Below are 20039 nucleotides of genomic sequence, written 5' to 3'. Positions count from 1 at the left end.
GGCTGTCCCGATGTGGTGTCACGGTGTTCTGGAGAGGGTCATGTCCGAGAGCGTGCCGGTGAGGTGTCCGGCCTGCCGGCGCGAGCACGTCTATGCGGCGCCGACGTATCCGTGTGCGTGCGGTGCGCCGGTCGCGCCCGTCCTCGACCGGCAGGCCCGCGCCGAGTCCGTCACCCACCACACCTGGGACGAGGGCTGGGTGACGATCCGCTGCGTGTCCTGCGGGCGCGAGGACCAGTGGCCCCGCCCAGAGGTCGGCTGTCCGTGCGGGACGGTCCTGCGGGTGCCGGTGACGGAGGCCGGGCCCGGCGGGCACTCCGAGGGGCCGGACCCGGCTGCGCGACCGGCCGCTCCCGACGCACCCCGCGCCCGCGGTACGGACGTCCCGGCCGCCCATGACGCGCCGCGCTCCTCCACCACGGACGGATCGGGCGGCCCGGACCGCGGGAGCGGCGGGGCAGAAGGCGACGGCACGGAGACCGGCGACGCCCCGGAAACCGCACGGGAGGGCGCGGGCCACCAGTCCCCGAAGCCCCGGCCCAGGCGTCTCCCCGCGGCCATCCCGCTCCCCCGCACCGAACCGGCCCCCCGCCCCGCGTTCCAGCCGGTGACCATCCGCACGGCCCGCGACGCGGTGACGGCCGCCGCGCTGTACCTGCGCTGGCTCGGCTACCGGGACATCCGGCGGGCCGACCAGCGGCCGCCCTCCGGGATCGGTCTCGCGGCCCGCGGGATCGTCGCCCAGGTGGATCCGACCGTGCGCCCGGCCTCCCTGCGGGACGTGGAGTGCCTCTGGCTGACGGCGATGACGGAATCGGCGGGCTGTGTCTACTTCTCGCTGGCCGGATACGAGGACGCCGCCCGCGCGTGCGCCGACTCGCTGGGCATCCCCCTGTTCGTACTGGACCTCACAGGCACCCCGCAGGCGGCGAACAGCCTCGCCGACGAACTCGTCGAGACCGGCGCCTGACCACTCCAACTCCCCCGGCCAGCCACATACTTGGTCCCATGACCGTCAGAGTGGCCACTACCGCCGACCTTCCAGTGCTCCAGGACATCGAACGCGCCGCGGGCGAACCCTTCCGCCTCTTCGGCATGCCGGAGGTCGCCGACGACGAACCGCCCTCGCTCGACGTCCTGGAGCGCTTCACGAAGGCGGGCCACGCCTGGGTCGCCGAGGACGCCACCGGCGGGCCCGTCGCCTACCTGGTCGGCGAACCGGTGGACGGCGCCTTCCACATCGAGCAGGTCTCCGTCCACCCCGACGCCGCACACCGGGGCGTGGGCCGGACCCTGATCGCGTACGCCGCCGACCGCGCCCGTGAACAGGGCCTGGCCGCGCTCACGCTGACCACCTTCGCGGAGGTCCCCTGGAACGCGCCCTACTACGAGCGTCTCGGCTTCCGCGTCCTGGCCGGACCCGAACTCACGCCGGGACTGCGGCGCATCCGGGCCGCGGAGGCCGGGCACGGTCTCGACCGCTGGCCCCGGGTGTGCATGCACCGGGCCACGGAGCCGGCCGGACAGCGGACTGCTCCCTAGGGGGTGCCGCGGACGTCCGCGTCCGCGAACTTCTCCCGCAGTTCGATCTTCCGCACCTTCCCGGACACCGTCATCGGGAAGGACTCCATGATCCGCAGCCGGCTGGGCACCTTGTAGTGCGCCAGCCGGCCCTCGCAGAAGGCCCGCAGCTCCTCCAGCGTCGGCGGGTCACCGGGGTCGCGCGGGATGACACAGGCGAGGACCTCCTCGCCGTACCGCTCATGCGCCACGCCCACCACCTGCACGTCGGCGATCTTCGGATGCGCGTACAGGAACTCCTCGATCTCGCGCGGGTAGATGTTCTCGCCACCCCGGATGATCATGTCCTTGATGCGGCCGACGATCTGTACGTATCCGTCGTCGAGCATCACCGCCAGGTCACCGGTGTGCATCCACCGCCCCGGGTCGACGGCCTCGGCGGTCTTCGCGGGCTCGTCCCAGTAGCCGAGCATCACGCTGTAGCCCCGGGTGCACAGTTCGCCCGCCGAGCCGCGCGGCAGGGTCACCCCGGTCGCGGGGTCGACGACCTTGACCTCGATGTGCGGCAGGACGCGCCCGACCGTGCCGGTGCGGTGCTCCAGGTCGTCGTCGCGGCGCGTCTGGAGGGACACCGGCGAGGTCTCGGTCATGCCGTAGCAGATGGACACCTCGGCCATGTGCATCTCGGAGACCACCCGCTTCATCACCTCGACCGGGCAGGGCGAGCCCGCCATGATGCCGGTCCGCAGGGAGGACAGGTCGTACGCCGCGAAGTCCGGGAGGTTCAGCTCCGCGATGAACATCGTCGGGACGCCGTACAGCGAGGTGCAGCCCTCCTCCTGGACCGCGCGGAGCGTGGCCGTGGGATCGAAGGACGGCGCCGGGACGACGATGCACGCGCCGTGCGAGGTGGCGGCGAGGTTGCCCATCACCATGCCGAAGCAGTGGTAGAAGGGCACGGGGACACAGATCCGGTCCTGCTCGGTGTAGGCGATCGACTCCCCCACGAAATACCCGTTGTTGAGGATGTTGTGGTGGGAGAGCGTCGCTCCCTTGGGGAAGCCCGTCGTGCCCGACGTGTACTGGATGTTGATCGGGTCGTCGCAGGACAGTTCACCGGCACGCGCCAGGAGTTCCTGTTGCAGCTCGGGTGTCCCGCGCCCGACCAGCGCGTCCCAGCTCGGATCCTCGAAGTACACGGCCTCCCGCAACTCTGGGCAGTTGCCCCGCACTTGACCGACCATCGCCCGGTAGTCGCTCGACTTGTGACGGAGGGAGGCGAAGAGCAGGGAGATCCCGGCCTGCCTGAGGACGTACTGGACCTCGTGGGTGCGGTACGCCGGGTTGATGTTCACCATGATCGCGCCGATGCGGGCGGTGGCGTACTGGACGAGGACCCACTCGGGGCAGTTGACGGCCCAGATGCCCACCCGGTCGCCCTTGGCCACTCCGCTCGCGAGCAGCGCGCGGGCCAGCCGGTCGACGTCCGCGCAGAAGCGGGCGTACGTCCAGCGGCGCCCGGACGGCACGTCGACGAGTACTTCCCGTTCCGGCCAGGCCGCGACCGCCCGGTCCAGGTCGGCGCCGATGGTGGCGCCGGCCAGCGGCGTGCCGCTCGTTCCGTGCGCGTACGACAGGTCACTCACCGGAAGTCCTCCTCGCGGTACTCCGCGTCCGAGCCTGCGGCCGTGGCCTCGCGCAGCTCGATCCGCCGGATCTTCCCGGACACGGTCTTGGGCAGTTCGCCGAACTCCAGTCTGCGGACCCGCTTGTACGGGGCGAGGACCGTGCGCGCGTGCTCGAAGAGCACCTTCGCGGTGTCGGGTCCCGGCTCCCAGCCGTCCGCCAGCACGATGTACGCCTTCGGGACCGCGAGCCGCAGCTCGTCCGGCGCGGGCACGACGGCGGCCTCCGCGACCGCCTCGTGCTCCAGGAGCGCGCTCTCCAGCTCGAACGGCGAGATCTTGTAGTCGGAGGCCTTGAAGACGTCGTCGGCCCGCCCCACGTACGTGAGGTAACCGTCCGCGTCGCGCGAGCCGATGTCCCCGGTGCGGTAGTAGCCGCCCGCCATGGCCTCGGCCGTGCGGTCCGGGTCGCCGTGATAGCCGGTCATCACGCCCACGGGCCGCGCGGACAGGTCGAGCGCGATCTCGCCCTCGGCGGCGCCCGGCGCGCCCGACACCGGGTCGAGCAGCACGACCTCGAAGCCCGGGCTCGGCCGTCCCATCGACCCCGTCTTCAGTGGCTGGCCGGGGCTGTTGGAGACCTGCACGGCCGTCTCGGTCTGCCCGAAGCCGTCCCTGACGGTGACGCCCCACGCCCTGCGCACCTGCTCGATGACCTCGGGGTTGAGCGGCTCACCGGCGGCGACGGCCTCCCGCGGCGGCGTACGCAGCCGGCCGAGGTCGGACTGGATGAGCATGCGCCAGACGGTGGGAGGAGCACAGAAGGTCGTCACGCCCGCGCGGTCCATCTCCGCCATCAGCCGGCCCGGGTCGAAGCGCGTGTAGTTGTGGAGGAAGACGGTCGCCTCCGCGTTCCAGGGGGCGAAGAGGTTCGACCAGGCGTGCTTGGCCCAGCCGGGCGAGGAGATGTTCAGGTGCACGTCCCCGGGCTTGAGGCCGATCCAGTACATGGTCGCCAAATGGCCGACGGGGTAGGACACATGGGTGTGCTCGACGAGTTTGGGGCGGGCGGTGGTGCCCGAGGTGAAGTAGAGCATCAGGGGGTCGTCGGCGCGGGTCGGGCCGTCCGGCCTGAAGGGCCCGGGGTCGTGGCGGTGGACGTCCTCGTAGGGATGCCAGCCCGGCTGCTCGCCGCCGACCACGACGCGCGTGTAGGCGCCGGGCACCTCGTCGAACTTGCCGGTGTCCTCGGCGCGCACGATCACGTGGCGGACCCGGCCCCGTTCGACGCGGTCACGCAGGTCGGCCGGGCCCAGCAGCGGCGTGGCGGGGATGACGACGGCGCGCAGCTTCATCGCGGCGAGCGCCGTCACCCACAGCTCGGCCTGGTTCCCCAGCATGACCAGGATCCGGTCCCCGGCACGCACGCCCAGCCCGCGCAGCCATCCCGCGGCCCGGCCGGAGAGCGCGGACAGCTCCTCGAAGGACAGCCTGGTCTCGCTGCCGTCCTCCTCGACGATGTGCAGCGCGGTCCGGCCGTTGCCGTCCGCGATGGTGTCGAACCATTCGAGTGCCCAGTTGAAGTGTTCCGGGCGGGGCCAGGAGAAGCCCGCGCAGGCCGTGGCGTAGTCCTCGCGGTGTTCCAGCAGGAAGTCCCGCGCGCTGCGGAAGCGCTCCGTCGGCGTCGTCGGCGGCGTAGTCATCTGTCCTCCTCGGACCCGGACCATTGCCGGGCGGCTCCTTCACATCGTGTAATCCGTGATGCGGGTCTCACTACCCCCGAACGGGGGGTGCGCAGCGGCGAAGGGACGAGCACGTGGCGGCTGGCGTGACCGAAGCGGTGGAACTGCGCGGCGCGCTGATGCGCCTGCGCCGGGCGACGGGGCTGCCCGTCGCCTTCGGCGGCCTGGTGGAGCCGGGCCGCGGGCAGGTGCGGATCAGCGAGCTGAACGGCACGGCGACGGCGGCCCTGAGCGCGCTCGCGGTGTCCTCGGGCAACGGCCTGGGCGGCAAGGCGGTCGCCCTGGCCCGGCCGTGCGCCGTCACGGACTACTCCTCCTCGCGTCGGATCAGCCACGAGTACGACTCCGCGGTGGCCGCGGAGGGGCTGCGGTCCGTCCTCGCCGTGCCGGTCGTCGTGCGCCGCCGGGTGCGCGGTGTCCTGTACGGCGCCCTGCGCACGGCCCAGCCGCTGGGCGACCGGACGCTGGCCGCGGCGGTGGAGGCGGCGCGGGACGTGGAGCAGTCGCTGGTCGTGCGGGACGAGGCGTACGGACTGCTGGCGGCGGCGCGCATGCCGGAAGGCGGGGTCGCCGGGGGGCCGGTGGGGCCCCGAGGGGCGGAGGGCGCGGCGTGGGAGCGGCTCCGGGAGGCGCACGGGGCGCTGCGCGCGCTGGCCCCGCGCCTCGTGGACCCCGTCCTGCGGGCCGAGCTTCTCTCGGTCTGCGAGACGCTGGCTGCCTCACCCGGTCGGACGCCGTCGGCCCCGGAGGTCCGCCTCACCCCTCGTGAGCTGGACGTTCTCACCTGCGTGGCTGCCGGTACGACCAACGCGGGCGCCGGGGAACGGCTCGGGCTGCGTTCCGAGACGGTCAAGGCCTATCTACGGTCCGCGATGCGCAAGCTGGGCGCGCACACCCGGCTGGAGGCCGTGGTGGCGGCGCGGACGGCGGGGTTGCTGCCGTGAAGGTCCGTACCTCCCCGCGCCGGGTATACATGCACAGGCAGCCTGAAATCCCGTATGCCGAATCTCTGTTATTTCCCTCACGGCGCAACCCCCCGAAATTCAGAAGCTCTTTGCATAATATTGATCCGAACACGACATGAGGGGAGCGGTGCGCGTGCGACGGGATTTCGAGGAGCCTGTCAGACCCCTTTCCGAGCAGGTCGTCGGGCGGGACGAGCTGCTGGGACGAGCACGCGAGCAGCTCTCGCGAGGCGGCAGCCTCCTCTTGCACGGTCCGCCCGGAATAGGAAAGTCGACCGTCCTGCGGGCAATGGCTGCGGAATACGCCGAATCGGCCCGGACTGTGTTGCGCTGCTCCGCCACCGAGTCGGAATCCCATCTCCCGTTCCTGGCCCTGGTCGATCTGCTCGGCCTGGTCGCCGACGAGGTCGCCGACGCCCTGCCCGCCCCGCAGCAGGCCGCTCTCGAAGCGGCCCTCACCGGCCGCGCCGAATCGTCCCTGCACCAGGACGGCCTGGCGCTGCGGCTCGCCGTGCTGTCGGTGCTGCGCGCCCTGGCGGCCAAGGGGCCGGTGCTCCTCGTCGCCGACGACCTGCAGTGGCTCGACGCGCCCAGCGCCGAACTGCTCGGGTTCGCCGCCCGTCGCCTCGGCGGAATGCCGGTACGGATGCTCGGCGCGGTGCGTACCGGCACCGAACCGAAGGAACAGGAGCACGACCCGTATCTACGCGCGTATCCGCCGGAGACGCTGGCCCTGCGGCTGACCCCGCTGTCCCGTCCGCAGATCGCCGAGCTGCTCATCGCCCGCGGCCACACGGGCCTGCGCCGCTCGACCCTGCGGGACATCCACCACACCAGCGGCGGCAACCCGCTGTTCGCGCTGGAGCTCGGCCGCGCGCTGGCCGAGAGCACGACGCCGCACCGGCCCGGCGAGCCGCTGCCCGTGCCCACCTCGCTGCGCGCCCTCGTGCTCAGCCGCCTGGACCTGCTGTCCGCCGAAGCCCGCCGGACTCTTCTCGTGGCGAGCGCGGGAGCCCGCCCCACCCAGGCACTGCTGGCGGCCGCCGGCCGTACGAACGTGGAGTCGGAGATCGCCCTCGCGGCCTCGCTCGGACTCGTGGCGGCCCAGGGCCCGGACGGCCACGGGCCGGACGGCCAGGAGGGGCCGGTGCGTTTCGCGCATCCGCTCGTCTCCGCCGCGCTGTACGCGCAGGCGGCACCCCAGGAGCGGCGGGCCGCGCACGCGGCGCTGTCCACGGCCGCCTCCGATCCGATCGAGCGGGCCCGGCATCTCGCGCTGGCCACCACCGGAACCGACGAGGAGGTCGCCGCCCGTCTCTCCGAGGCGGCGGCACTGGCCCGGGACCGCGGCGCCCCCTCGGTGGCGGCCCAGCTCGGGCTGCTCGCCGCCCGGCACACCCCGGCGGACGGCCGGCCCGGCGCGGACGAACGCCGGCTGCGGTCCGCCGAGGACGCGCTGACCTCGGGCCAGATCGACCTGGCCCGTGAGGTGGCCCGGGACGTCCTGGACCGGGCGACGGACGCGGCCGTCCGGGTACGGGCCTGGATGGTCGTGATCGACTCGGCCGGGCAGGCGATGGCCGACGTCGAGGCGGTGTTCCCGCAGGCTCTGGCGGACGCGGGCGACGATCCGCGGCTGCTCGCGCTGGTCCGCTACCAACTGGCCTGGCGGGCACTGCTGGTGGAGGGAGAGATGGCCAAGGGCCGCGAGGAGGCCGCCCATGCGGCACGGCTCGCCGCCACCGCGGGTGACCGGAGCACCGAGCTGCTCGCCCTGTCCTTCCAGGCCCAGATGGAGACCCTGATGGGCCATCCGGCGGCCCCGGCGACACTCGTGAAGGCCCTCGCGGAACCGCAGGACCTGCGGGTGGCCTGCGACCACAACGGCGCGGGCGCCACCCGCTTCCGCTGGCTCATCATGAGCGACCAGCTCACCGACGCCCGGGCCACGATCACCCGGCTGCTCGGCGAGGTGCGCCGACGCGGCATCGTCGAGAGCGAGGTGCACTTCCTGCGCGGGCTCGCCGAGACCGAGCTGCGCTCCGGGCACTGCGGCCGGGCGCTCGACCTCGCCCACGAGAGTCTGCGGCTCGCCCGGGACACCGGCATCGGCGAGGCCGCGGGCAACATGTTCACCTCGTTCGCCGAGGCCGCGGGCGGCGACGTGCACCGGGCGCTCGCGCTGGCCGCGGACGCGGTGCGCCGTGCCGAGGACGACGGCGACCTGATCTACCTCTCCCGGGCCCTGGGCGCGCTGGGGCATGCCCGGCTGGTGGCGGGGGACGCCGCCGGGACGGTCGAGTCCCTGCGCAGGGCACGGGAGTTGGAGCAGGGCATCGGCATCCTCGATCCCGCACGCGGACGCTGGCACGGCGATCTCGCCGAGGCGCTCGTCCTCATCGGCGAGCCCGCGGAGGCGCAGGACGTCATCACCGCCACGCGCGAGCATGCGGTCCGGCTGCGGCGGGCGAGCGTCCTGGCCGTGCTGGACCGGGCCGAGGCCCTCGTGAAGGCCGCGGCAGGCCATCACGAGGCGGCCGCGGAGCAGTTGACCTCGGCGCAGGACCGGCTGGCGCAGCTCGGCTACGGGCTGGAGGAGGCGCGGGCCGCCCTCGCGCTGGCCCGGCTGCGCGCCGAGCAGTCGGGGCGGGGCTCGTACGACGAGGCGGCGCGGCTGTTCCGCCGCTGCAAGGCGGTGCCCTGGCTTCGGCAGCTGGACGCGGTGGCCCTGGCCACCGCCGCTCCGGCCACCGCCGCTCCGGCCGTTCCCGAGTCCGTGCTGCCGCACCTGGACCGGCTCGCCTCGACGGAGCGTCAGGTCGCGGCGCTCGTCCTGGAGGGCGCCACGAACCGCGAGATCGCCGCGCGCCTGTACATCAGCGTGAAGACGGTCGAGGCGACGCTCACCCGCGTCTACCGGAAGCTGGGGATCCGCTCCCGGGTCGACATCGTACGACTGGCCGCGGGGCAGCAGCGGGGCGACTGAAGCCCGTCCACGGCCGGGCACCGAGCCCTTCCAGGCTCGCCCGGGCGGCGGCTTTCCCGCCCGCCGGGGAGGGGGCACCCACGGCCTGGGCCGACACGGGCCGGCGCCGGGGCGAAGCCGTCGGCCGCGGCGGTCGTTGGGCCCCCGGCCCCGGGGCGACGCCATCACATGCCGGGCCGTCCCTGCTCCGGGCCCGGAACTCCCGGCTCCCGGCTCCCGGCTCCCGGCTCCCGGCTCCCGGCTCCCGGCTCCCGGCAGCATCCTCGTATCGGGACGTGAGGGCGGGGAGCGGCCGGGCGCCGGGACGGCCGGGCATGCGCCGAAGGCCGGGTGGCCGGGCGGTCACCAGGCAGCGACCGGGCGGCGACCGAGGGTTATCCCTCGGCAACTCCCGCAGGGAGTTCCCTCATTGGGGGTACTCCCCGTGCCCTTCTAGCGTGGGACCCGCCCCGCAGGCTGTCGCTCCACCCCCACAGTGCACCCCCCACCGGCACTCCTGAGGAGATCCATGTTCGGGCTCACTTTTGCCAAGAAGGCCGCCGCTGTCACCGCGGCGGTCGCCGCCGCCGCGACGACCTGTCTGCTCGGCGCGACCACCGCGAGCGCCGCTCCCCAGCCAATCGTCGGCGGTTCGACGACCACGGCGTCCGCGTACCCGTACGTCATGCAGATCACCAACGCCTCGCAGAGCCAGTTCTGCGGCGGCACCCTGGTGTCGGCCACCAAGGTCGTCACGGCGGCCCACTGCATGGTCGGCAGAACCACGAGCAACACCCGCGTGGTCGGCGGCCGTACCTACCGCAACGGCACCAACGGCACCGTCGCCCAGGTCAGCAAGATATGGATCCACCCCAGCTACTCGGACGCCGAGAGCGGTGACGACGTCGCCGTCCTGACCCTGTCGACGTCCATGCCGTACACGCCCATCAGCTACGTCTCCTCCTCCGAGACCGGGGTGTACGCGGCCGGCGCCACCGCCCGCATCCTCGGCTGGGGCACGACCAGTTCGGGCGGCTCCTCCTCCAACCAGCTGCGCACGGCCACGGTTCCGACCGTGTCCAACGCCACCTGCTCCTCGGCGTACGGCTCGTCCTACATCGCCTCCGACATGGTCTGCGCCGGCTACACCTCCGGCGGCGTCGACACCTGCCAGGGCGACAGCGGCGGCCCCCTCGTCATCGGCGGCAAGCTCGCCGGCATCACCTCGTGGGGCTACGGCTGCGCGGACGCCGCCTACCCGGGCGTCTACACCCGCCTGACGACCTTCTCCAGTCTGGTGACGACGCAGGTCAACTCCTAGCAACCGACAGGCGATCGTCCATCTGATCGCTTCCGTCCCGAACACTCCCTGAGCACGACTCAGGTTGAGCCAGGGGGCGTTGCGGGCCTCCACGAGCGGCCCGCAACGCCCCCTTTCCACGTGCCCGGCGCCACCCCGGGCCCCGCCGTCAGCCGTCAGCCGCGTACGACGGTCCCGAACCGGATGTCGTACGAGGACGAGCCACGCAGCACCGTGAGCATCCGTGCCGCCTCCTCGACCGCCTCCTCGCGCTGTCGCGGGGTGAGCGTGCCGAAGGGCTCGATGGTGAGCACGGCCCGGTCGCCGGTCTCCTCCAGCCGCCACACCCCCTCCAGGAACCCGTCGACGAGCAGGGCGCAGTGGGCCTGGTTGCCCTGCCAGGTACGGCCCCTGTACTCGGGGGACACCACGCGGGAGCGGTCGGCGTGCGAGAGGAGCAGGTTGTCGAACTCGGGCAGCAGCCGCGCGGGCGCCGGGGTGTCCGCGTCGGGCCGGGGCGCGTCGGGCAGGTCGAAGAGCTCGACCCCGCGCTCGTCGGCGAAGGTGACCAGCTGGGGCCGGAGCCGTTCGAAGACCTCGCGGAGCCGGGTCAGGCCCGCCCACGCCTGCATGTCCATGACGGAGGCGGGGCCGAAGGCGGCGAGATAGCGCAGGACCGTGGCGTCGGGGGCCGGGACCGGTTCGGCCGGCCTGCCGAGCCAGTGCTCGGCGGTGGTGAGCGCGACCTGTCCGCTGCGGCCCCACAGCCCGCGCGGGGTGACCTGGACGAGAGGCAGCCTGCAGCGGGCCGCGACGGCGAGGGCCAGGGGATCGGCGTCGGGCCACTCGACGAGCAGCGCCTCCCGCAACTGCTTCATCGTGCGCGGCTCGGCCTCGACCAGCTCCCGGCTGATCGAGGCGAGCCGGTCGAGGTCCACTCCGACGAGGCCCTTGCGGAAGCCGTGCAGCTCACGTTCGCGGGCGGCCTGCACGAGCGGGCGCAGGGTGAGGCAGTCGTCGGCGGTGTGGGTGTGGATGGTGGAACGCATGGTGACGATGCGTACGACCTCCCGCGCGTCCATCGCCGTGGACAGCTCCTCGGGGTCGAAGCCCTCCAGGCGGGCGGCGAGCGCGTAGTAGGGGGGCTTCACGTTCTGGGCCTGGAGGCCGACGAGGTGCTCGACGGCGTCCGTCGCGGACATCGCGGTCCGGCGCAGGAGCAGCTGCCGGTCCAGGGTCGCGCGGTTCAGCTCACGGGCACTCAGCACGGGGGCGGTCGAGGTCTTCGTCATGCTCCGCACGCTACCGGGACTTGCGGACACCTTCTGTCCGCGATCCTTGCCGTTCCCCTACTCCACCCGGGTGCTCCGGCCATTTGACCCGTATATCCTGCTCCGTGATCAGCGAGACACGTGTTCGACTCGTACGACACGGAGGCAGCCGCGATGCCGGAGCGCCGAGCCCGCCCCGTACCCGCCGCGAAGGGCGGCAGGAAGCCGGTGTGGCGACGCGCCGGGGTCCCGGCCCCGCCACCGCCGGCGGATCCCCCGGCGCCCGAGCCGGCTGCGGCCGACGTGAAGCCCGTGGAGCCCGGCAGTGTCGTACAGGCGGCGCTCTACCGCGACGGTGTGCGCGTCGCGACCCCCGCCTCCCTGGCGGACACCTTCCGTGAGCTGCGCGAGCAGCCGGACGGCATGGCGTGGATCGGCCTGGCCCGTCCGACGGAGGAGGAAATCCTCTCGCTGGCCGCCGAGTTCGACCTTCACCCGCTCGCCGTCGAGGACGCGATGGAGGCCCATCAGCGGCCGAAGCTGGAACGGTACGGCGACACGCTCTTCGTGGTCCTGCGCGCCGCCCGCTATCTCGACGCGTCGGAGGAGGTCGACTTCGGCGAGCTGCACGTCTTCCTCGGTCCCGACTTCCTGATCACGGTCCGGCACGGTGCCGCTCCCGACCTCTCCGCGGTCCGGCGCCGCATGGAGGAGACCCCGGAGCTGCTGCGCCTCGGCCCCGAGGCGGTCCTGTACGCCATCCTCGACGCCGTCGTGGACGGTTACGCCCCGGTCGTCGCCGGTGTCCAGAACGACATCGACGAGATCGAGACCGAGGTCTTCGGCGGCGACCCGTGGGTCTCGCGCCGCATCTACGAACTCTCCCGCGAGATGGTCGAGTTCCAGCGCGCCACCCGCCCGCTGGTCGGCATGCTGCACGGTCTGATGGCCGGTTTCGCCAAGTACGGCACCGACGACGAACTCCAGCGCTATCTGCGCGACGTCGCCGACCACGTCACTCACACCAGCGAGCGCGTGGACGGCTTCCGTCAGGCCCTCACGGACATCCTCACGGTCAACGCCACACTGGTCACCCAGCAGCAGAACGCGGAGATGCGGGCGCTGGCGGAGGCGGGCTTCGAACAGAACGAGGAGATCAAGAAGATCTCCTCGTGGGCCGCCATCCTCTTCGCCCCGACCCTCGTCGGCACGATCTACGGCATGAACTTCGACCACATGCCGGAGCTGGGCTGGACCTTCGGGTACCCGTTCGCGATCGGCCTGATGGGCGTGGTCTGCGCCAGCCTGTACGTGATCTTCAAGCGGCGGGACTGGCTCTAACCCCGGCCACCACCGGTTCGGGCCCCGGCCACTCACCGGCTCCGGCCCCGGCCCCTCACCGGCAGTCACCTCCGGCGCGGCGACCGAACCACGGATGCGTACCGAACTCTTGACGACAGCCCTATGACTGCGTAGACATGACAGCGCAGACATGACAGCGCAGTCATCCGGACGGCGTCTGGCATCATTGGGCTGGATCGTGCGGTCACCGGGAGACACCATGACGCGAGGAACAGGGCGGGGCGGGAGTTCCGCCGCGCCGCGCAGTGTGGACGTCGCCCGCCTGGCAGGCGTCTCGCAGAAGACGGTGTCCAGGGTCTTCAACGACGAGCCGTACGTCTCGGCCGACGTACGCACCCGCGTCCTGGAGGCCGCCGAACAGCTCGGCTACCGGCGCAACAACGCCGCCCGGGCGCTGGCTTCGGGACGAACCCGCTCGATCGGCGTGGTGTCGCTGGGCACGGCCCTGTACGGACCTGCCTCCCTGCTCATCGGTGTCGAGCGGGTGGTCCGGGACACGGGGTACGCGCTTCGCGTGGTCAACACGATGGAGGGCGACCCGGCGGGCATCACCGGCGCCGTGGAGTCACTGCTCGACCAGGGCGTGGACGGCATCGTCATCTCCGAGCCGATCGACGAGGAGGGCGCCGAAGGAGACCTCTCCCTCCGCCTCGACGTACCGGTCCTCGTCCTCGGCGCACCGGCCGCCGTCACCGCGCCCTCGGTGCTGACCGCAGGGGACGGCGCCGACCTGCTGGCCCGCACCGCCACCGAACACCTGCTGGACCTGGGCCATGTGACGGTCCATCATCTGGCAGGCCCGCATCGGTGGTACGCGGCCCGGGACCGCCTGGAGGGCTGGCAGGCGACGCTGACCGCGCGGGGCAGGGACGTACCGCCGGTCGTCGAGGGCGACTGGTCGGCCGCGTCCGGGCACCGCGCCGGATGCCAACTGGCCGCGGACCCCGAGGTCACCGCGGTCTTCGCCGCCAACGACGACATGGCGATCGGTCTCATCCACGCACTGACGGAGGCGGGGCGGCGGGTGCCGGAGGACGTCAGCGTCGTCGGCTTCGACGACATCCCGGTCGCCGCCTATGTGACTCCTCCCCTCACCACGGTCCGCCAGCCCTTCGACGCCGTGGCACAGGAGGGACTCAAACGTCTCGTGCACGCCATCGAGAACCCGGGAGCGGACCCCCTGCCGGCGAGCGGCCCACCCGTCGACCTCGTCGTCCGCGCCTCCACCGCCCCTCCGCCGGACCGGACGACCCCGGCCGACGGTCGGCGTACCGCCTCCCGTTCCCGCGGGGGCGCCCGCACTGCGCCACTCCCGAACGGAGGGCCGCCCCACCCCGACTTAAGCCATGACTGACGTACACGGGCCGGCCCGGTCGGCAGAACCGACGGCCGGCGCTTCACCCGGGACGAGCCGCGACACCGGCCGTGCCCGCGCCCCCGCGAACGACCCCGTCGCGCGGACGACACCGAGCACCTCACCGAACTGAGCACCGCCCGGGCCGAGTTCACCGCACCCGCCCCCGGCGCTCCTCTTCGCCCCACCCGCTCCGGCCGCGATCTCCGCCCCGCAGTGCGCGGAACGCTCGCCGGTACCTCTCCACGAGGACGCACACCCGTACAGGCCGGCTTCCGGCCCCGGTCGTCGCGTCCGTGCCTTTCCCGACACGCCAGTGCACGCCCTCGCCAGGCGTGCCGCCACCTTCGCCTCCGGCGGGAGTTCACCATGCCCAGATCCACGTTCCTCTCCTCGTCCAGCCCTTCGCCGATGAGCCGTCGGCTGTTCCTCACCGCGACGGGTGCCGTCTCCCTCGGAGCGGCCCTGACGGCCTGCGGCGGCGGTGACTCCGGCGATTCCTCCGGCGCCGCGGAACCGGTCTCCCAGGCCGACATCGACAAGGCGATGAAGACGCCGACCGAGCTGACGTTCTGGACGTGGGTCCCGAACATCGCCAAGGAGATCGCGCTCTTCGAGAAGAAGTACCCGGCCATCAAGGTCAAGGTCGTCAACGCCGGTCAGGGCACCCCGCAGTACACCAAGCTGCGGACGGCCCTGAAGGCCGGCAGCGGCGCCCCGGACATGGTGCAGATGGAGTACCAGGCCATACCGACCTTCACCATCACCAACAGCCTGCTGGACCTGCGGCCCTACGGCGCCTCCGCACTCAAGGACAGGTTCGTGGACTGGACCTGGGGTCAGGTCAGCGGCGCGGACGGCGAGGTCTGGGCGATCCCCCAGGACACCGGCCCGATGGGCATGCTGTACCGGAAGGACATCTTCGACCGGCACGGCATCGAAGTGCCGGGCACCTGGGACGAGTTCGCCGAGGCGGCGCGAAAGCTCCACAGGGCGGACCCCGACGTCTACCTCACCAACCTCGCCGCGAACCAGCCCGCCGCCTGGCACGGCCTCGTCTGGCAGGCGGGCGGCAAGCCCTACGCGACCGCCGGCAAGAGCGACATGACCATCAGCGTCGACGACGCGGTCTCCCGGAAGCTCGGCGCGTACTGGGGCGGCCTCGCGAAGGAAGGCGTCATCGGCGTCGAGCCCGACTTCACCGACGGCTGGTACGCCGCCCTCAACAAGGGCAAGTACGCCACCTGGCTCACCGCCGCCTGGGGCCCGGCCTTCCTCTCCGGCTCGGCCAAGGCCACCGCGGGCAAGTGGCGGGCGGCCCCCCTGCCGCAGTGGGACGCCGCCAAGCCCAGCGCGGGCAACTGGGGCGGCTCGACCACCGCGGTCATCCGCTCGACCAAGAACCCTGTCGCGGCGGCCCAGTTCGCGCAGTTCCTCAACAGCGACCCGGCCAGCGCGAAGATGTTCGCCACCGAGCAGTTCTTCTTCCCGGCGACCAAGTCACTGCTCGCAGACGCCGAGTTCGTCGCGGACGCCCCGGCCTTCTACGGCGGCCAGAAGGTCAACCAGGTCTTCGCCGACGTCAGTTCCACGGTCAACTCCTCCTTCCAGTGGCCGCCGTTCCTCGACCAGGCGGCGACCGACTGGACCGAGACCGTCGGAAAGTCCCTCGCGGACAAGACCGACACGGTCCGCGCGCTCGGCACCTGGCAGTCACGTCTGACCACGTACGCCAAGAAGCAGGGCTTCACCGTCAGGGGGAGCTGAGATGGCCGCCCCCGAGGTCTCGGCCGCGCCCGGCCGGCGGTCGCCCTCGCCGAGCCGTACCAGGGACAGGCGCCGCACCGCGGGACCGCTGTTCGTCGCGCCGTTCATGGTGCTCTTCCTGCTGCTGTTCCTCGCCCCGCTCGGCTACGCCGCCTACCTCAGCCTGTTCCAGGAACGCCTGATCGGCGGGACGGCGTTCGTCGGGCTCGACAACTACGTCCAGGCCCTGAAGGATCCGCTCCTCCTGCACGGCGTCGCGCGGGTCGCGCTGTTCTTCGTGATCCAGGTCCCCGTGATGCTGCTGCTGGCGCTGCTGTTCGCCCTCGCGCTCGACAGCGGCCTGCTGCGGCTGGCACGGGTGATCCGGCTGGGCATCTTCGTCCCGTACGCCGTCCCGAGCGTGGTCGCCGCGCTCATGTGGGGCTACCTGTACGGACCGGACTTCGGCCCGTTCGCCCAGCTCGGCCGGAACCTGGGCGTGCCGGCGCCCGACTTCCTCAGCGAGGGCTGGATGCTCGGCAGCCTGGCGAACATCGTGACCTGGGAGTTCGTCGGCTACAACATAATCATCCTGTACGCCGCCCTGCGCACCATCCCCCAGGAGCTGTACGAGGCGGCCGCGATGGACGGCGCGGGCGCCTGGCGGACCGCCTGGTCGGTCAAGCTGCCCGCGCTGCGGCCCGCGCTCCTGCTCACCCTGCTGTTCTCGGTGATCGGCAGCTTCCAGCTCTTCAACGAACCGAACCTGCTGATGAAGATCGCCCCGGACGTGATCAGCAGCTCCTACACCGCCAACCTCTACTCCTACTCCCTCGCCTTCACCGGTCAGCAGGTCAACTACGCGGCCACGGTGTCCTTCCTCCTCGGCCTCGTCATCGTGATCGCGTCCTACGCCGTCCTGCTCACCGCGAACCGCAGGAGGACTCCATGACCTCCACCGCCACCCCGCCGGCCGCCGTCACCCCGGCGGCCCAGGGGCCCGCGCCCGGGACCCGCGGCCGACGAGCGCCCCGCGCCCCACGTCGCCGCAGCACCCCGCTGACGATCGCCATGCTGGCGGCCCTGGCGTACTTCCTCCTGCCGCTGTGCTGGCTGGTGATCGCCTCGACCAAGAGCACCCAGGACCTGTTCAACAGCTTCGGCCTGTGGTTCTCCGACGCCCCGCAGCTGCTCGCGAACATCAAGGCGACCTTTACCCAGGACGACGGGGTGTTCGTGCGCTGGCTGCTCAACACACTGATGTACGCCGTCGCCAGCTCGCTCGGGGCCGCGCTGCTCGCTGCCGCGGCCGGATACGGATTCGCCAAGTTCCGCTTCCGCGGCGACCGGGCCTCCTTCAACCTGGTCCTCGGCGCCGTCATGGTCCCGGCCACCGCCCTGGCCATCCCGACCTACCTGCTCTTCGCGAAGGCGGGCCTGGTCAACACACCCTGGGCGATCATCCTGCCCTCCCTCGTCAACCCGTTCGGCCTGTATCTGATGCGCGTCTACGCGGAGGACGCCATCCCGGACAGCATCCTGGAGGCCGCCCGGATCGACGGGGCGGGCGAGGCGCGGATCTTCTTCCGCATCGCACTGCGGCTGCTGGCTCCCGGCCTGGTGACGGTCCTGCTGTTCACCCTGGTGGCCACCTGGAACAACTACTTCCTGCCGCTGATCATGCTCAACGACCCGGATCTGTACCCGATCACGGTGGGTCTGTCCTCCTGGGCCGCGCAGGCGCAGAACGGCGGGGCGGGAGCCAGCAGCGACATGCTCGCGCTCGTCGTGACGGGCTCCCTGATCTCGATCCTGCCCCTGGTGGTGGCCTTCCTCGTGCTCCAGCGGTACTGGCAGAGCGGCCTGGCCACCGGCGGCGTCAAGCAGTAGGGCCCACGGCGCCCGCCTCTTCGTCCCACTCACCGTTCTCCCGGAGGTTTCCTTCATGGCGGCTCTGCCTGCCCGCGTCCTCTTCGGCGCCGCTTACTACCACGAGTACCGGCCGCCCTACAGCGCCGAACAGTCCGACGAGCGTCTCAAGACCGACCTCGACCTGATGGCCGACGCCCGTCTGTCCGTCATCCGGGTCGGCGAGTCGGTGTGGTCGACCTGGGAGCCGGAGAACGGACGCTTCGACCTCGACTGGCTCCAGCCGGTGCTGGACGGCGCCCACGAGCGCGGCATCTCCGTCGTCCTCGGCACACCCACGTACGCCGTACCGCCGTGGCTGGCCCGCCAGTACCCGGAGATCACCGGCGAGCGGCACACCGGTGAGCGCATCGGCTGGGGCGCCCGCCAGGAGGTCGACTTCACCCACCCCGCGTTCCGGTTCCACGCCGAGCGGGTCATCCGCCGGATCGTCGCACGGTACGCCGGACACCCGGCGGTCATCGGCTTCCAGGTCGACAACGAGCCGGGCAACGAACTGCTCCACAACCACGGCGTCTTCCAGCGCTTCACCGACCACCTGCGCGACAGATACGGCGACGTCGAGACCCTCAACCGCGAATGGGGCCTCGTCTACTGGTCGCACCGGCTGTCGACGTGGGCCGACCTGTGGACCCCGGACGGCAACGTCCAGCCCCAGTACGACGTCGCCTGGCGGGAGTTCCAGGCCCGCCAGGTCACCGAGTTCATCGGCTGGCAGGCGGACATCGTGCGCGAGTACGCCGTACCCGGGCAGTTCGTCACCACCTGCATCTCCTACAAGCGCCCCGCCGTCGAGGACGACGAGCTGACCGACCGCCTCGACATCGCCTCGGGCAACCCCTACTACACGATGCAGGACGGCCTCCTGCTGCCCGATCCCACGCCCGACGACCACGAGCAGACCTGGAAGACGACCGGGGTGTGGTCGCTGTACCAGACCGCCGACTGGATGTTCTCCTCGCGCCAGGAGCCGTTCCTGGTCACCGAGACCAACGCCGGCTCGATCGGCTTCCCGTGGGACAACCGCCCCGCCTACGACGGTCAGTGGCGCCAGGCGGCCTGGGCGCTGGTCGCTCGCGGGGCCCGCATGATCGAGTACTGGCACTGGCACACCCTGCACTTCGGTGCGGAGACCTACTGGGGCGGCATCCTGCCCCACACCGGGCAGCCCGGCCGCACCTATGCCGAACTCGCCCGTCTGGGCGCCGAGTTCGAGACGGCCGGAACGCTCGTCGCCGGGCTCGAACCGGACGCGGACATCACGATGGTGTACTCGACGCCGAGCAAGTGGCTCATGAAGAAGTACCCGCCGCTCGCGACACCGGACGGGGAGCCGGACCCGGAGGCCTACCACCGGATCTTCGACCCGTTCTACCAGGGCGCCTTCGACGCGGGCCGCCAGGTGCGCATCGTGCACGCCCGCCAGTTGCACGACCCTCGCGGTGAACGGGCGGGCCTGACGCCCGAGGAGGCCGCCGGCCGTCACCCCGTGCTCGTCGTCCCGGCGTTCTACGTCGCGGCCGACTCGGCGCTCGACTGGTTCGCAGCCTACGCGGAGGCGGGCGGCCATCTGGTCCTCGGTCCGCGCACCGGCTACGCCGACCACGAGGCCCGGGCCCGCCACGAGCCGGCCCCCGGGCGGCTCACCGGCGCCGCGGGCGTCACCTACGACGAGTTCAGCAACCTCGTACAGGAGGTTCCCGTGCGCCCGGCGTCCGGCGGGCCGCTCGACCTGCCCGAGGGCGCGACGGCGACGCGGTGGGCGGACGGCCTCACCGTCACCGACGCCGACGTGCTCGTCACGTACGAGCACCCGCACTTCGGCCGTTGGCCGGCGGTCACCACCCGCCGGCACGGCGCGGGGCGCGTCACCACCGTCGGCACCGTCCCCGGCCGTGACCTCGCCCGGGCGCTGGCCGCGTGGGCGGCCCCGGTCTCCCGCGGCGCGTGGGAGAACCTCCCGGCATCCGTCACGGCGACGACCGGCACCTCCCCCGACGGGCGCCGTGTCCACGTCGTCCACAACTGGAGCTGGGAGCCCGTGAGCGTCCCCGCGCCGGTGGGCCTGTCCGACGTCCTCGACGGCACGTCCGTCCCGGCGGGCGCACCCCTGGAACTCGGCGCCTGGGACGTGCGTGTGCTCGTCCACGCCGACGCGGCCGGCGCTCCGGCACCCGACGCGGACAGCCGCGTCTAGCACGCCGACACCGGCGTTGGTCCTACCCATTGGAGGAGTAAGTGCGGCGAAGAAGAGCAGCG

14 protein-coding genes are annotated in these 20039 nt (G+C 72.2%); 11 read left to right on the top strand and 3 right to left on the bottom strand.

The annotated features are described in order from the left end of the window. The first annotated feature begins 40 nt into the window (after nucleotides 1-40). Together KUF83_RS27850 and KUF83_RS27845 are read left to right on the top strand one after the other, a co-directional pair. A complete protein-coding gene (locus KUF83_RS27850; RefSeq protein WP_217457712.1) occupies nucleotides 41-970 on the top strand; it encodes a hypothetical protein in 930 nt (309 codons plus the stop codon). A 38-nt stretch (nucleotides 971-1008) separates the two neighbouring features. Next, nucleotides 1009-1542 (top strand): GNAT family N-acetyltransferase, encoded by a 534-nt coding sequence (locus KUF83_RS27845; RefSeq protein WP_217457711.1) that lies wholly within the window; start codon nucleotides 1009-1011, stop codon nucleotides 1540-1542. Here KUF83_RS27845 and KUF83_RS27840 read toward each other — a convergent pair. Together KUF83_RS27840 and KUF83_RS27835 are read right to left on the bottom strand one after the other, a co-directional pair. Beyond that, entirely contained in the window at nucleotides 1539-3158 is a 1620-nt protein-coding gene (locus tag KUF83_RS27840; RefSeq protein ID WP_217457807.1) for an AMP-binding protein, read from the bottom strand. The two genes, KUF83_RS27845 and KUF83_RS27840, sit on opposite strands and share 4 nt — an antisense overlap. Before the next feature lie 5 nt (nucleotides 3159-3163). Further along, on the bottom strand, nucleotides 3164-4849 hold the full coding sequence (locus KUF83_RS27835) for an AMP-binding protein (RefSeq protein WP_217457710.1): 1686 nt from the start codon (nucleotides 4847-4849) through the stop codon (nucleotides 3164-3166). A gap of 158 nt (nucleotides 4850-5007) precedes the next feature. On the opposite strand from KUF83_RS27835, the gene KUF83_RS27830 reads away from it, so the two are divergent. The 3 genes from KUF83_RS27830 to KUF83_RS27820 all read left to right on the top strand — a co-directional run bounded on the left by KUF83_RS27830 (nucleotide 5008) and on the right by KUF83_RS27820 (nucleotide 10139). Beyond that, complete coding sequence (locus KUF83_RS27830; protein WP_217457806.1) at nucleotides 5008-5832, top strand: LuxR C-terminal-related transcriptional regulator; 825 nt, start codon at nucleotides 5008-5010, stop codon at nucleotides 5830-5832. A gap of 136 nt (nucleotides 5833-5968) precedes the next feature. Then, complete coding sequence (locus KUF83_RS27825) at nucleotides 5969-8839, top strand: LuxR family transcriptional regulator (protein ID WP_254644480.1); 2871 nt, start codon at nucleotides 5969-5971, stop codon at nucleotides 8837-8839. Nucleotides 8840-9347: 508 nt separating this feature from the next. Continuing rightward, nucleotides 9348-10139 carry a serine protease gene (locus KUF83_RS27820; RefSeq protein WP_217457708.1) on the top strand — a complete coding sequence of 264 codons (792 nt, stop codon included), beginning with the start codon at nucleotides 9348-9350 and terminating at the stop codon, nucleotides 10137-10139. Nucleotides 10140-10294: 155 nt separating this feature from the next. Here KUF83_RS27820 and KUF83_RS27815 read toward each other — a convergent pair whose 3' ends face one another. Then, on the bottom strand, nucleotides 10295-11410 hold the full coding sequence (locus KUF83_RS27815) for a winged helix DNA-binding domain-containing protein (protein WP_217457707.1): 1116 nt from the start codon (nucleotides 11408-11410) through the stop codon (nucleotides 10295-10297). A 153-nt stretch (nucleotides 11411-11563) separates the two neighbouring features. Between KUF83_RS27815 and KUF83_RS27810 the strand changes: the two genes are divergently transcribed. The 6 genes from KUF83_RS27810 to KUF83_RS27785 all read left to right on the top strand — a co-directional run bounded on the left by KUF83_RS27810 (nucleotide 11564) and on the right by KUF83_RS27785 (nucleotide 19977). Continuing rightward, the gene (locus tag KUF83_RS27810; RefSeq protein WP_217457706.1) at nucleotides 11564-12730 is read left to right on the top strand and encodes a magnesium and cobalt transport protein CorA; all 1167 of its coding nucleotides are present in this window, start codon (nucleotides 11564-11566) and stop codon (nucleotides 12728-12730) included. Nucleotides 12731-12950: 220 nt separating this feature from the next. Beyond that, a complete protein-coding gene (locus tag KUF83_RS27805; RefSeq protein WP_254644479.1) occupies nucleotides 12951-14105 on the top strand; it encodes a LacI family DNA-binding transcriptional regulator in 1155 nt (384 codons plus the stop codon). 369 nt (nucleotides 14106-14474) lie between these two features. Next, the gene (locus KUF83_RS27800) at nucleotides 14475-15872 is read left to right on the top strand and encodes an ABC transporter substrate-binding protein (protein ID WP_217457705.1); all 1398 of its coding nucleotides are present in this window, start codon (nucleotides 14475-14477) and stop codon (nucleotides 15870-15872) included. A 1-nt stretch (nucleotide 15873) separates the two neighbouring features. Further along, nucleotides 15874-16803, top strand: a complete 930-nt coding sequence (locus KUF83_RS27795; RefSeq protein WP_217457704.1) for a carbohydrate ABC transporter permease — start codon at nucleotides 15874-15876, stop codon at nucleotides 16801-16803. Further along, complete coding sequence (locus KUF83_RS27790) at nucleotides 16800-17741, top strand: carbohydrate ABC transporter permease (RefSeq protein WP_217457703.1); 942 nt, start codon at nucleotides 16800-16802, stop codon at nucleotides 17739-17741. The genes KUF83_RS27795 and KUF83_RS27790 overlap by 4 nt, the downstream gene beginning before the upstream one ends. A gap of 55 nt (nucleotides 17742-17796) precedes the next feature. Then, entirely contained in the window at nucleotides 17797-19977 is a 2181-nt protein-coding gene (locus tag KUF83_RS27785; protein ID WP_217457702.1) for a beta-galactosidase, read from the top strand. The last annotated feature ends 62 nt before the right edge of the window (nucleotides 19978-20039 follow it).

Source organism: Streptomyces sp. BV286, assembly GCF_019090165.1.
GTDB lineage: Bacteria > Actinomycetota > Actinomycetes > Streptomycetales > Streptomycetaceae > Streptomyces.
Note: the sequence above shows the minus strand (reverse complement) of the source record. Positions and strands in the feature narration are given on the sequence as shown.

What these genes read in the sequence shown, in the direction of transcription:
- KUF83_RS27850 (WP_217457712.1), top strand. Translation starts at nt 41, where the DNA reads ATGTCCGAGAGCGTGCCGGTGAGGTGTCCGGCCTGCCGGCGCGAGCAC.
- KUF83_RS27845 (WP_217457711.1), top strand. Translation starts at nt 1,009, where the DNA reads ATGACCGTCAGAGTGGCCACTACCGCCGACCTTCCAGTGCTCCAGGAC.
- KUF83_RS27835 (WP_217457710.1), bottom strand. Translation starts at nt 4,849, where the DNA reads ATGACTACGCCGCCGACGACGCCGACGGAGCGCTTCCGCAGCGCGCGG.
- KUF83_RS27830 (WP_217457806.1), top strand. Translation starts at nt 5,008, where the DNA reads ATGCGCCTGCGCCGGGCGACGGGGCTGCCCGTCGCCTTCGGCGGCCTG.
- KUF83_RS27825 (WP_254644480.1), top strand. Translation starts at nt 5,969, where the DNA reads ATGAGGGGAGCGGTGCGCGTGCGACGGGATTTCGAGGAGCCTGTCAGA.
- KUF83_RS27820 (WP_217457708.1), top strand. Translation starts at nt 9,348, where the DNA reads ATGTTCGGGCTCACTTTTGCCAAGAAGGCCGCCGCTGTCACCGCGGCG.
- KUF83_RS27815 (WP_217457707.1), bottom strand. Translation starts at nt 11,410, where the DNA reads ATGACGAAGACCTCGACCGCCCCCGTGCTGAGTGCCCGTGAGCTGAAC.
- KUF83_RS27810 (WP_217457706.1), top strand. Translation starts at nt 11,564, where the DNA reads ATGCCGGAGCGCCGAGCCCGCCCCGTACCCGCCGCGAAGGGCGGCAGG.
- KUF83_RS27805 (WP_254644479.1), top strand. Translation starts at nt 12,951, where the DNA reads ATGACGCGAGGAACAGGGCGGGGCGGGAGTTCCGCCGCGCCGCGCAGT.
- KUF83_RS27800 (WP_217457705.1), top strand. Translation starts at nt 14,475, where the DNA reads ATGCCCAGATCCACGTTCCTCTCCTCGTCCAGCCCTTCGCCGATGAGC.
- KUF83_RS27795 (WP_217457704.1), top strand. Translation starts at nt 15,874, where the DNA reads ATGGCCGCCCCCGAGGTCTCGGCCGCGCCCGGCCGGCGGTCGCCCTCG.
- KUF83_RS27790 (WP_217457703.1), top strand. Translation starts at nt 16,800, where the DNA reads ATGACCTCCACCGCCACCCCGCCGGCCGCCGTCACCCCGGCGGCCCAG.
- KUF83_RS27785 (WP_217457702.1), top strand. Translation starts at nt 17,797, where the DNA reads ATGGCGGCTCTGCCTGCCCGCGTCCTCTTCGGCGCCGCTTACTACCAC.